This window comes from Devosia submarina, assembly GCF_003056345.1.
Lineage (GTDB): Bacteria > Pseudomonadota > Alphaproteobacteria > Rhizobiales > Devosiaceae > Devosia > Devosia submarina.
The window spans coordinates 35,156-48,215 of sequence record NZ_PYWB01000010.1 but is presented as its reverse complement, the minus strand read 5'-3'; the positions used below and the strand labels follow the sequence as shown (position 1 = coordinate 48,215).

Below are 13,060 nucleotides of genomic sequence, written 5' to 3'. Positions count from 1 at the left end.
CCCTTGTCAATCGGCTTTCTTTGCCCGTCCCATCTTCCCCGTCCCGCTCACCAGCTCGCGCCATCCCAATGGGTGATGCTGTTGCGATCGATGGGCGGCACATTTTCGAGGCAAAGAACGCTGACCATGAAGGTTTTCTGCCCCTTGTCGTCCAGCCCGCTCGAAAAAGCCTGGATGCCGCAGACGCGGCAGAACTGGTGATCGATCTTGTGCGTGTTGAAATGGTAGAACACCAGATCATCGGCTCCGCTCACCAGCGAAAAATCGGCTTCGGCCACCGGCTGCATAATCGAGCCCAGGCGGCGGCAGCGCGAACAATTGCAATCGCCCATGGCTCCAAGATCGGTTGTGGCCGTGAAGCGGACAGCGCCGCAATGGCATTGGCCTTGGTAAGTCTGACGCTCCGGCATTGAACCCTCCCTTGCTTTACGGAACATATCAAGAACATTGCTCGGAGAGAGTCAAGCCCGATTCGCCCCTACAGGCCTCGACATCGGCGGCGCGCTTGGGATAGAAGCTGGAAAAACCCAGCACCGTGCGGAGCCTTGCTTATGAACAGCCTCGAACCCAAACTCGTCACCATCTTTGGTGGCTCGGGCTTTGTGGGCACACAAGTGGCGCAGGAACTGGCCCGGCGCGGGCACCGGGTGCGCGTCGCCGTGCGCCGTCCGAACCTGACGCGGCAGGTGACCCTTCTCGGCGGGGGCGTGGGCCAGGTCGTGCGCATCCAGGCCAATGTGCGAAATCTCGCTTCGATCGAGCGCGCCATTGCCGGCGCCGATATCGTGGTCAACCTCGTGGGCATCGGCTTTGAAAAGGGCGAGCAGACTTTTGCCGCCATTCACAACAAGGCCGCGGTGATGATTGCCGACGCCGCCAAGCGGCTGGGCGCAACGCATCTGATCCACATGTCGGCGCTGGGCGTCGACAAGGCTGCCGATGTGAGTGTTTATGCCGACAGCAAGCTGGCAGGCGAGCGCGGTGTTCTCGAGGCCTTCCCCAGCGCCGTGATCGTGCGGCCCTCGCTGATGTTTGGCCAGGATGACGGCTTCTTTAACCAGATGGGATCGCTTGCGCGCGTCCTGCCCATCCTGCCGCTGATCGGGGGCGATACGCGCTTCCAGCCAGTGTTTGTGGGCGATGTTGCCGAAGCCATTGCCATGGCCGCCGATGGGCTGGTCCGCACCGGTCGCATCTATGAATTTGGCGGCCCGCAGGTGGAAACCAATCGCGAGCTGATGGAGCGCATCAAGCGCGAAACCAAGCGCAACCGCCCGCTCCTGCCGGTCCCGGCCGGCATTGCCAAGCTCATGGCCCTGCCGTTCAAGATCCTGCCCGGTCGCCCGCTTCTTACTGCGGACCAGGTGGAATTGCTGCATGTCGACAATGTGGTAAGCGAGGAAGCCATCAGCGAAAAGCGCACTTTTGCGGCCTTCGGCATCACACCCACCTCCATGGACAATGTGCTGCCCAGCTATATGTGGCGCTTCCGCAAGCATGGCCAGTTCGACCGCGCCGCGGCCGACACCACCTCGGAAGCCTAGCTACTCCACAACCAGCAGCGCCAGCCCACCCAGTGCGGTGAGGATGCCGTAAAGCATCAAGCCCGACGGCAAGCGCTTGCGCTTGGGCGTCCTATTGGCTGTTGCCCCCTGGGGGGCTGCAGTTAATCGGTCATGGTCGGCCTTGCGCTCGGTCATCCCATCCTCCCTGGATTTCCCCATGACGATAAAGGCTTGGAGCCAGGAAAAGGTTCCTTGCCCCGCAACCCCCTGCCCTCACAACAGCCCTCATGTTGAGCCTGTCGAACCACAATTGCGTGGCAAGATAGGGCCGCAGCCTCTTTCTCAGCACGCCAGGAAACAGCGACCTCGGCACGACATCGCCGCCGAAAACAATCGTGCGATATATCTTGAAACATCTCCTGCCTGTTCCGATCTCCTGTTCAGCACACAAAACATATCGGAGACACATCATGGCCAATGATTGGAAGAACGGGGACCCCAATTGGCGCCGCATGGAAGCCATGGCGCGCCGCGGTTGGAACCGGCTGGCGGCGGGCATGGAAGGCAATGATTGGTTAGGGGGCAATTTCCGCATCGGGCGCATGCTCGCTGCAGGCGATATCCGGCTGGTTGCGCTCTACCTTATCGAGCAGCAGCCCCGGCACGGCTATGACCTCATCAAGGCCATCGAGGAAAAATCGGGCGGGTTCTACGCGCCCAGCCCCGGCGTGGTTTATCCCGCGCTGACCTTCCTTGAAGAAGCCGGCTTTGTTACCTCGCAAAGCGAGGGCAACAAGAAGCTTTATACCATCACCCCCGAAGGCCGCACCCATCTGGCCGACAATCGCGAGGCGATCGAATCGACTCTATCGTTCCTGCACAAGGCGGGCGAACAGATGAGCCGCTTCCGCGAATTCGCCCGTGCGGACTGGCCCGTTGGCCGCGGTGAGGCTGCGGGCCAAGGCCATGGCGCACAATCCGCGCACTATCAGTCTGCCGAACCAGCCGACCGCGACCTCCAGGATGTCGTTCCCGAACTTAACGACGCCCGCCGCACCCTCAAGGCCGCGATCAAGACCGCCCGCAAGGCCAGCCCGGACCAGCAACGCCGCGCCGCCGAAATCTTGCGCAAGGCCGCTCGGGACATCGAGGCTCTGGGTGAAGACGACGAAGTCGATCTCTGATCGTGCCGTGAACCTCATGGAGAACCCATCGAACCATGGGAGCGCGGCACGGCCTCCACTCGCCGGCCTCGTGGTTCGACAAGCTCACCATGAGGCCGCCGAGGCATCATTCCTGCGGAACATAGGCTTGGTCAGGCCCGAGGGTCCTCGGCAAGAGGGACAAACTGGAGCCGGGGCCTGCGTCCCTTCTCCTAGTAGACCTCATGGTGAGCCTGTCGAATCACGAGGTCGTGCCTGCTTGGGCGCGCACCAACCAACCTAATCAACAGCAGGGGGTTTAGCCGCGCGAACTAACATGTTAGTTAGGCTTCATGCAGCAAGCTCTCCAATCCTCCACCCAGCAAACCATTGCCACTCCCGACCGGCAGGCCGCCGGGGAGCGTGTCGTTGCCCGGCTCCAGGGCCAGGTCAAAGGGCGGATGTTCACCGACCCGCTGATGACCTATGCATGGAGCGGAGATGCTTCCTCCTACCGGCTGATCCCGGCTGCCGTGGTCTTCATCAATTCCGAGGACGAAGTGCGCGCCGTCATGCGGGCGGCAGGCGCGGAGAATCTGCCGATCACCTTCCGCGCCGCCGGCACCTCGCTTTCCGGCCAGGCCGTCACCGATGGTGTCCTAGCTGTCCTGGGCGATGGCTGGCGCAAGCTGGACATCCATCCGGGCGCCGAGCAGATTACTCTGGGGCCCGCCATTATCGTGGCCCAGGCTAACAGGGCCCTGAAGCCCTTCAACAAGAAAATCGGGCCAGACCCGGCCTCCCAGGCCACCTGCAAGATTGGTGGCGTGGTCAACAATAATTCGTCCGGCATGTGCTGCGGCGTGGCGCAGAACACCTACCACACCATGGCGCGGCTGCGGATTGTGCTCACCGACGGCACCATGCTCGATTCAGGCGATCCGGCCAGTTGCGACGCTTTCCGCATCACCCATGCCCCCATGCTCGAGGGCATTGCCGAACTGCACCGCGATGTCATGGCCGACCCGGACCTTGTTGCGCTGATCCGCCACAAATACCGCATCAAGAACACGGTAGGCTATTCGCTCAACGCGCTTGTCGATTACCACGACCCGCTCGATATCCTTGTTCACCTCATGGTGGGTTCGGAAGGCACGCTCGGCTTTGTCTCGGAAGTCACCTACAACACCGTGCCCGAGCACCCGCACAAGGCCACGGCGCTGGTGCCCTTCCCCGATCCGCAATCGGCCGGTCGCGCCATTATCGAGATGGCCAATGGCGGGGTGCAGGTCACCACGGGCATCACGGCCGCCGAATATATGGAAAGGCGGGCGTTGCAGACGGTGGAGCATCTGGCTCCCATGGCACCGCTCCTGCCCTGGCTGACCGACGATTCCCCCGCCGTGCTTATCGATGTGACAGCGCCCGATGCGGAAACGCTGGCACGCGAAACCGAGAGGGCCGTCTCCCTTCTCCAGCGCCATGGCGCTAGGCATATCGATTTTTCCACCGACGAGCAGCGCAGTCATGCCTTGTGGGATATCCGCAAGGGCTTTTTCACCTCGGGCGGCGCGGCGCGACCCAAGGGCACGACCATGCTGACCGAAGACGTCGCGGCGCCCATCGAACGCCTGGCCGAATTCGTGCTCGACATGCGCCAGCTGCTGGATGACCACGGCTATGATGACGCCATCATCTTCGGCCATGCGCTTGCAGGAAATTTGCATTTCCAGATGAGCGATAATTTCGCCCTGGAAGGCTCAGCCGAGAAATTCGATCGCTTCTCAGCAGACCTGTCCCGGCTGGTGTCCATCCAATATGGCGGCTCGCTCAAAGCCGAACACGGCACGGGCCGCGCCATTGCCCCGTTTGTCGAGGCCGAATGGGGGCCCGCCGCCTACCGCATCATGCAGCGGATCAAGGCGCTGTTTGATCCCGAAGGGCTGCTTAATCCGGGCGTGCTGCTCAACGCGGACCCCCATATTCACGTCAAGAACCTCAAGGTCATGCCGCCCGCCGACGAGCTGGTGGACCTTTGCATCGAGTGCGGCTTTTGCGAGCCCGCCTGCCCCAGCCACCACATGACCCTTTCGCCCCGCCAGCGGATCGCAGTGACGCGCGAGCGCGAACGCCTGCGCGCGACGGGCGAAAACCCGCAGCGCCTCAAGCAGCTCGACCAGGATTTCCAATATCCCGGCCTCGATACCTGCGCAGCCTGCAATATGTGCTCCACCCGCTGCCCTGTCGGCATCGAGACTGGCACCATGATCATCGGCCAGCGCGAACGCCGGCGCGGCAGCACGGCGCGCTCGGTTGCGGGCTTTGCGGCCGACCATCGCGGTGCCGTGGAAACCATGATGCGCGGCGGGACCGCCCTGGCCGATGCCGCGCGCCGGATCGTTCCAGCCGAAGCTGTTGCCGCTCTCACCGACACGGCGCGCAAGCTCACCGGCGACCGCGTGCCGCGTGTGGCCCCCACCCTGCGCCATGGTCCGGGTGGGCCCTCGAGCGTTGCGTCGGCCGGACAACAATCCATCGTCTACTTCCCCAGCTGCGCCACCCGCATGTTTGGCTCACCCCAGACCGAGCACGGTCTGCTGTCAGCGCCGGACGCCATGCTGGCCCTGCTCAAGCGCGCCGGCTTCAACGTGATCATGCCCGAGCACCTCACAGGGCAGTGCTGTGGTCAGCCATGGCAGTCCAAGGGCTTTCCCGAGGAGGCCCGGCGCGTTGGCGGTGAGCTCAAGCAGGAATTGTCGGCGCTTTCCGATGCCGGACAGCTCAGCGTCGTGACCGACGCTTCGACCTGTGCCAAACATCTCAAGGAATTCCCCGGCGATGCCCCCGTGATCGATTCCGCGGCGTTCATTGCTAACAGTCTGCTAACGCGAATAGCAATTGTGCGAAAACTCGAAGTGGTAGCCGTACACCACAATTGCTCAGCCCAAAGATTGGCCGAACAGCCCATGACCGAGGCCATTGCCAGAGCCTGTGCCGAGAGTATCGCGGTTCTCTCATCGGTGAGCTGTTGTGGCTATGCGGGCGATAAAGGCTTGTTCTTTCCAGAACTTAACAAGCACGCCACCCGCTTCGTCCAGTCCGACATACCCCCCAATTGCACCCTGGGCGTCTCCACCGTCAGCACCTGCGCCTCGGGTCTTTCCGAGCACGCCGGTATCCCGTTTGTGAGTCTCGCAAGTCTTGTTGAGTGGGCAAGCCGCCCAGCACACTAGACAAGCCAAAAACCGCCCGGTCATATCCGACCATGAGCGAAAACCAGCGATTCCCCGATGTGATGCTGCTTGCGGCAGGGCTAGGCACGCGGCTGCGGCCACTCACCGAAACCCTGCCCAAGCCGCTGGTTCCAGTGGCCGGCGTGCCGCTCATCGAGCGCATCATGGATGCGGCAAAAATTGAGGGCGCAAAACGGTTTATGGCCAATGCGCACTATCGCGCCGACCAGGTTCTCGCCCATTTCGGCGGCCTGCTCAAGGTCAGCCGCGAGGAGCAATTGCTGGGTACCGGCGGCGGCGTCAAGCGCGCCTTGCCCATGCTCCACTCCGACCCGTTCTTTGTGATGAACACCGACGCCTTCTGGCCCGCCGGCAGCGACACCCCGCTGCAACGGATGCTTGGCCGATACCATGACGGCGTCGAGATGGTGCTGCTGTGCGTTCACCCCCGCAATGCCACTGGCTTTGCCCGTAGTCACGATTTTTGCCTTTCCCCGCAAGGGCTTGTGACCCGCGACTATGGCGCTCCGGTCATCTATGGCGGCGTGGCGCTGGTCGGCAAGAAGCTCTTTGACGGCACGCCGGACGGACCATTCTCGCTCAACGACCTGTTCGAGCGGTGCATCGACCGCGAGACCATAGCAGGCGTGGCGCTCGACGCCCGCTGGTTCCACGTGGGCGACCCGCAAGCCTTGGCGGAGGCCGAGCGGCAGCTCCAGCCATGACGCTTTATTCCATCGCCCCCCATGCCGTTTTCCTGCGCACACTGGCGCAAAAGGTCCTCGATGGCACGCTGCTGGGTGGGGCCGACACCTCCCATCCCTTCTGGCTCAGCGACGTCACCATTGTCGTCCCAACGCGCCGCGCCAAGCTGGCGCTGGCCAATGAGTTCGCAGAGCTCGGACAAGGCTTGCTCCCCGATATCCGCACCTTTGGCGGCGAAGTGGAGGACGAAGAGCCGTTCCTGCCCCCGTTCGACGTGCCCATCCCACCCCCCTCCGCCACGGCGCTGGAGCGGCGGCTGTTGCTATCGCAACTGGTAGATGCTTGGGCCAAAACGGAAGCGGGCCGGGAAGCATTCTCAACCCCGCCGACGGCCGGTGAAATCCTTTCCATGGCGGAGTCGCTCGGCGATCTGATCGATGACCTCGTCAGCGAAGAGCGCACAGCCGGGGACGTGCGGGCGATCGTTTCAGAGGTGGAGGCCAATCTCAGCGCCTATTGGCAGCAGACGCTGCATTTTCTGGATATAGCCCTCCAGTTCTGGCCCGACTGGCTCCGCGACAATGGCAAGACTGATCCCATAAGCCTGCGCAGCCAGCGGCTAGACCGGCAGGCCATCGCCGCCCCCCTGATCTACCAGGACCGCCCGGTGATTGCTGCAGGCTCCACCGGCTCCATTCCCGCCACGGCCCGATTGCTCAAGGCCATCCATCTGCTGCCGCGGGGCGCAGTGGTGCTGCCGGGGCTCGATTGCAGCATGACCGCCAGCGATCACGCGGCCCTGCTCGACCACAACAACAATCCCCATGGACACCCGCAGTACCAGTTGGCGCAGCTGCTGCGGCATTTGGGAGCAGGTGTCGCGGAAGTCACCGAACTGGCCGAGATTGAAGCGCCACGCACGATCCTCGTCAACCGCGCTCTGGCACTCACCAAGGACACGGCGCGCTGGGCCGAGAACCGCTTGTCCGCCGCTGACCTTGAGGCAGCGAGCCAACGATTGGCTGTGATCCGTGCCCGCAACGAGGATGAAGAGGGCCGAGCTGTTGCGCTTGCGGCGCGCCAGGGACTAGCGGACGGCAAGACGGTGGGTATTGTGACCCCTGACCGGAACCTAGCGCGCCGTGTCGCGGCAGAGCTCAAGCGCTTTGATATCTTTGTGGATGACGCGGCGGGCGCCCCGCTGTTCCAGTCAGGAGCAGGCCGCTTGCTGCGGCAGATCCTGGCGCTGGCGGTCAATGGCTGCACCCCGGTGGATCTGATGAGCCTCCTGCGCAATCGCGCAGCGCTGTTCGGCATGGAGCGACTGGAAATCGCCCGGCTTGCCGATTCAATCGAGCTGGGTCTGCTGCGCGGGCAAAGGCTTAATCCGGGTCTCACCAGCGTGCGCAAGCTTCTGCAAGACAATCTGGACGGAACCACTGAATACCCCTCGCTACGCCTGCGACCCCACGAGGGCGAGGCCATTGCCGCACTGCTCGACAAGATCGAAGAGGCCATTGAGCCGCTGGTGCGCGTGATCGAGGCGCCGCTGATCTGCTCCAGCGATCTGGCAAAAGCCCTTTGTTCGGCCTTCACCAATGTTGCAGATGGCGCCCAAATCCCAGGCCGGCAGGAGCTCGACGACTGGGCGGCGCAGATGGAAGCGCAGCACGGCAAAGGCCACCATTTCGCGCCGCGGCAGCTGGAAAGCGTTCTGGCAGCGCTGATGGTTGGGTTTCAGGTGCGCACGCACGAGGAACGCCGCAACGACATCGCCATCTGGGGCCAGCTGGAAGCGCGGCTGCAGCATCCCGACCTTCTGATCCTTGCCGGGCTCAACGAAGACAAATGGCCCGAAGCGGCAGATCCCGGTCCTTGGTTGAGCCGGGGCATGCGCCTTGCCGCAGGCCTGGAACCACCCGAGCGACGGCAAGGACAAGCTGCGCATGATTTTGCGCAGAGCCTTGGGAACAAGGAAGTTATCGTCAGTTTTTCGGACCGCGTCGGGTCAGGTCCGGCGATCGCGTCACGGCTGGTGCAGCGGCTCGAAGCCTTTGCAGGGGCTCAGACCGCCGAGCGCTGGCAGGCCGAGGGCTCGTATTGGCTGGAACAGGCCCGCCGCATCGATGCCGTGCCTGCGACCATATCGGCTGAACGCCCCGTGCCGGCGCCGCCCGTCAATTTGCGCCCGCGCAAGCTCTCGATCACTGAAATCGAAACGCTGATGCGTTCGCCCTATGACATCTATGCGCGCCATGTGCTGCGGCTACGTCCCCTTGACCCGCTGGGCGAGGACCCCGATGCGCGCGAGCGCGGCAACATCACGCATGACATATTCGCCCAGTTCGTCATGGAAGGGCATGATGTTTCGGCACCAGATGCCCTCGATGTGCTCAAGCATATTGCCCAGCGCAAGTTCTCGGGACTGGAGGGTATTGCCGAGCGACGTGATATCTGGCTCCGGCGGTTTGCGACCACCGCCGAGCAATTCCTGCGCTTCGAGCGACGGCGCGAGCCGCTGGTCAAAAAGCGCCATGCCGAAATCGATGGCCGCTGGACCCTCAAGCTTGCCGAAGATTTCGTGCTGACTGGCCGCGCCGACCGTGTAGACGAGATGGTTGATGGCACGCTGGAAATCATCGACTTCAAGACTGGCGCCGTGCCGTCCAAAGGCGCGATGCAGGCGTTCGAAGTGCCGCAATTGCTGCTGGAAGCCAAGATGGCCGAGATCGGCGCACTCGGAGGCGTTGCCGCTGCACAAACCTCGCGCCTCACCTATATCAAGATCGGGCTGGGGCCAGAGGCCTTCACCACCAAGGACTTCGTTCCGGCCGAAGGGTTTGGCTTGATGGAAGCCGCCGAGGAGCTGTCGCAGCGCATGCAAAGGCATGTAGTGCACTTCTTGTTCGGCGATGTACCTATGCCCGCGCGATTGCTGCCGCTGCCCGGCCAGCGTTTTGCCGGCGCCTATGAGCATCTGGCGCGTGTCGCCGAATGGACCTCGGTCGACGGCGAGGAGGGCGAGGCATGAGCGGGGAACGTGGCGCTTTGCAGGTGCCGTTCGATACGGCACGCAACCAGGCGCAGGCGGCTAATCCTGGTTGGTCTATCTGGGTGTCGGCAAATGCTGGATCGGGCAAGACCTATGTCTTGACGCAGCGTGTGCTGCGCATGTTGCTCGCGGGGGTAAAGCCCGAAGCAATCCTGTGCCTTACCTATACCAAGGCCGCAGCCGCCGAAATGCGCCGGCGCGTGGCACAGCGCCTGGGCGCATGGGCGGTGCTCGAGCCCGCGCTGCTCGAAAAGGAACTGGTCGCCATCGAAGGTGATGGCCTGACCGACGAGATGCGCGAGCGGGCACGGACCCTGTTTGCTCGTGCACTCGAAACGCCAGGCGGGCTCAAGATCGTCACCATCCATGCATTTTGTGAATCGGTGCTGCACCGCTTCCCTCTGGAAGCGGGCGTCCCCTTTGACTTCAGCGTCATCGAGGATGAAGAGCGCAATGGCATGGTGCTCCAGGCACGCGAAAGGGTGTTGGCCGAAGGGCTGAACATCCAGGGTGCTGTTGAAACCCTGTTCGAGACGCTGAGCAACAGCCAGATCGAGGGCGCGATTGATGCAGCACTGAGCGATGGCCGCAAGCTCAAGGCCGTGCTGCGCGACATTGATCGGAGCAAACACAATCTGCGGCGCCTCCTGCAGGTGGGGGATCGAACCGAACAGGACGTTGTTGAGGAAATCCTTGGTGGTACGGCGCTGACGCCTGCAGTATTTGCCCAGTTCCGGGACGCTTTTGACGGCAACCCGGAAAAGGGCAATAGGTTCGTGGACCTGCTGGCGCGGCTTGACCCGAAGTCGCTGACAGCCGGCCAAATCTGCAGCCTCTTCATGACCGACAAGGCGGATGGCACGCGGGGGCCGCGCAGCAATCTCCTTAACGCGGCGCAGAAGAAGGCCCGCCCGGATCTGTTTGCTCTTGTGGAAGCTGAACAGGAACGGGTAGCGGCGCTGGACGCAGAACTAATGCCGCTTCGGCTAGGGGCCCGCAGCGAGGCCGTGCTCGATATCGTGGCAGCCATTGCCAAACATTACGAGGACCGCAAGCGCGCCCGCTCGCTCCTTGACTTCGACGACCTTGTTTCAAGGCTCGCCAATCTGTTTGAAACCCAATCGGCCGATTGGGTGCGCTATAAGCTTGATGCAGGAATTGATCATATCCTGGTTGATGAATCGCAGGACACCAATGGCGAGCAATGGCGCGTGGTGAAGGCCATTACGGCCGAATTCTTTAGCGGTGCCGGCGCGGTAGATCGGCCGCGCTCCTTGTTCGCCGTGGGTGACCAGAAGCAGTCGATCTATTCATTCCAGGGCGCCGAGCCCAAGCTTTTCGGCGAGACGGGGCGCGAATATGCCCAGCTCGCCGAAAACGTCCAGGCGCCGTTCAAGCCCCTGCCCCTGCATACGAGCTTCCGCACCCTTCCCGAAATCCTGCAGGCTGTGGACCTGGTCAGCGATGCGCCTCATATCCAGGCCGCGCTGCTGGAGCAGGACAAGGTGCACCACAACACGGCGCGGACAATGGTGGGCGGCAGCGTCACCCTATGGCCGCCGGTGCAACAGGGCGGAGATGCGGCGGGCGGAAGCGAATGGCCCATTACGGCTTTGGAAGGCGAGCAAACCGCACCACGCCAGGTCGCTATGCGCATTGCCCGGGAAATCGATGGCTGGATCAAGGCGCAACGGCCGCTGACCGGTCGCGGCCGCGCCGTCTGCGCCGACGATGTGATGATCCTGGTGCAATCACGTGGGCCGCTGTTTGCCGAGATCATCCGCGCCCTGCGCAAGCTCCGCATCCCGACCCCCGGCGCTGACCGCCTGAACGTCACCGGGCACATTGCCGTTATGGATCTGCTGGCCCTGTGCGATGTGCTGCTTAATCCGGCCGACAATCTACAGCTGGCCGCCTTGCTGCGCTCACCCCTGTTCGATGTCACGGAAGAGGAGCTGTTCGAGCTTTCCCAGCGCGCAGAGGGCGAAACCTTGTGGCAGGCGCTGGAGCACTGCAAGGCGCCTCTGTGCCAAGACGCTGCGGATCGCCTCCATCGCTGGCGCGGTGCGCTCGATTTCGAGCGGCCGTTCGAATTTCTGGCGCAGGTGCTTTATGCCGAAGGCGGGCTCAAGCGGTTTCATGCGCGCATGGGCACCGAAGTGGATGATGTGTTCGCTGAATTGCTAGCGCTCGCCATCGAGCACGAACAAACCAACCAACCGTCCCTGCAGGGCTTTGTGTCCAATCTGCGCACGCGTTCGGTCTCGGTGAAGCGAGAGCTTGCTGAAATCGGCGGCGGTGTGCGCGTGATGACTGTGCACGGGGCAAAGGGGCTGGAAGCGCCGATTGTCATTCTGGCAGATGCCAGCAAGAAGCCCATGGGTCAGCAGATCAGCAAGCCTGTGTACCTCTTGGCCGATACACCCGGGCCATTACTGATCCATGCCGCAGGCACCAAGGCACATGTGCCAGGCACCTTGCCGCACAAGCAGGAGATTGACGGCAATATATTAGCCGAATATTGGCGCCGGCTCTATGTCGGCATGACGCGGGCCGAGGACGAGCTATACGTCACCGGCGCGCTGACGCCGGGTACCGACCGAAACACGCAATTGGCCGGGAGCTGGTACGAGGCGATCGAAACCGCTCTTCGGCCCCATGCCGAGAGCGTTGTGGACGAGGACGGACGGGAAACGGCGCTGATTTTTCCCCATGAGCGCGTGCCCCCGGCTCCTGCGAAATCGGTCAGTTCAGCTGCCAGAGGACCGCTGGATGGGCTGGAACTCGCCCGGGTACCCGAGCCTGTTGTTCCCCTAATCGTTTCCCCTTCGACGGCGCGGGGCCACCTCAGCCCCATCCAGGCGCTTGATAGCCTGCTTGAGCAAACGCGTGATCCCGATCAGGCCCGCCGCGAAGGTGTGGTGCTTCATGCCCTGCTGCAGCATCTGGTGCCGATAGATCGCCTCCTTTGGCCGCAGATCGTGCCCAAGGCGCTGCTGGCGCTTTTGCCCGAGGCGCCAGAACGGCATGAATTTTTGGGCAACAAGGCCATGTCGATCCTACAACGGCCAGAGCTGGCATGGCTCTTTGCCCGAAATAGTCGAGCTGAGGTGCCATTCCTGGTTCATGCCACACGGGATGGAGAACCCATTCGTTTGGCTGGGCGTATCGACCGGCTGGTGGTTGACGAGGAGGGGGTAACGGTGATCGACTACAAGTCCGACGCTTCGGTGCCCCAAAGGCCCGAGGATGCGCCGGGGAACTATGTCACCCAGCTTGGATTATATGCGTTGGTTGCAGGTCAGCTTTTCCCCGGGCGGCAGGTGCATGCGGCAATTCTCTGGACACAACTGGAATCATTGATGAATTTACCGCCGGATCTGCTGGCGGCAGGTTCAAAGGGCTTCACCATGCGGTGAATGT

General features: G+C 62.7%; 8 protein-coding genes. 6 read left to right on the top strand and 2 right to left on the bottom strand.

The features are described from left to right. Window positions 1–47: 47 nt before the first annotated feature. A complete protein-coding gene (locus DDE77_RS15540) occupies window positions 48–410 on the bottom strand; it encodes a GFA family protein (RefSeq protein WP_157959881.1) in 363 nt (120 codons plus the stop codon). A 141-nt stretch (window positions 411–551) separates the two neighbouring features. On the opposite strand from DDE77_RS15540, the gene DDE77_RS15535 reads away from it, so the two are divergent. Continuing rightward, entirely contained in the window at window positions 552–1,544 is a 993-nt protein-coding gene (locus DDE77_RS15535) for a complex I NDUFA9 subunit family protein (RefSeq protein ID WP_108398404.1), read from the top strand. Here DDE77_RS15535 and DDE77_RS19575 read toward each other — a convergent pair whose 3' ends face one another. Continuing rightward, complete coding sequence (locus tag DDE77_RS19575; protein WP_157959880.1) at window positions 1,545–1,700, bottom strand: hypothetical protein; 156 nt, start codon at window positions 1,698–1,700, stop codon at window positions 1,545–1,547. It abuts the gene before it with no gap. A gap of 275 nt (window positions 1,701–1,975) precedes the next feature. Between DDE77_RS19575 and DDE77_RS15530 the strand changes: the two genes are divergently transcribed. The 5 genes from DDE77_RS15530 (at window position 1,976) to addA (ending at window position 13,056) form a co-directional block, all read left to right on the top strand. Next, window positions 1,976–2,689, top strand: a complete 714-nt coding sequence (locus tag DDE77_RS15530) for a PadR family transcriptional regulator (RefSeq protein WP_108398403.1) — start codon at window positions 1,976–1,978, stop codon at window positions 2,687–2,689. A gap of 311 nt (window positions 2,690–3,000) precedes the next feature. Continuing rightward, entirely contained in the window at window positions 3,001–5,880 is a 2,880-nt protein-coding gene (locus tag DDE77_RS15525) for an FAD-binding and (Fe-S)-binding domain-containing protein (protein ID WP_108398402.1), read from the top strand. Between the two features lie 32 nt (window positions 5,881–5,912). Further along, window positions 5,913–6,605, top strand: a complete 693-nt coding sequence (locus DDE77_RS15520; RefSeq protein ID WP_157959879.1) for a nucleotidyltransferase family protein — start codon at window positions 5,913–5,915, stop codon at window positions 6,603–6,605. Beyond that, a complete protein-coding gene (gene addB / locus DDE77_RS15515; protein ID WP_108398400.1) occupies window positions 6,602–9,616 on the top strand; it encodes a double-strand break repair protein AddB in 3,015 nt (1,004 codons plus the stop codon). Before DDE77_RS15520 ends, addB begins: the two co-directional genes overlap by 4 nt. Next, the gene (gene addA / locus DDE77_RS15510; RefSeq protein ID WP_157959878.1) at window positions 9,613–13,056 is read left to right on the top strand and encodes a double-strand break repair helicase AddA; all 3,444 of its coding nucleotides are present in this window, start codon (window positions 9,613–9,615) and stop codon (window positions 13,054–13,056) included. The genes addB and addA overlap by 4 nt, the downstream gene beginning before the upstream one ends. Window positions 13,057–13,060: the final 4 nt, after the last annotated feature.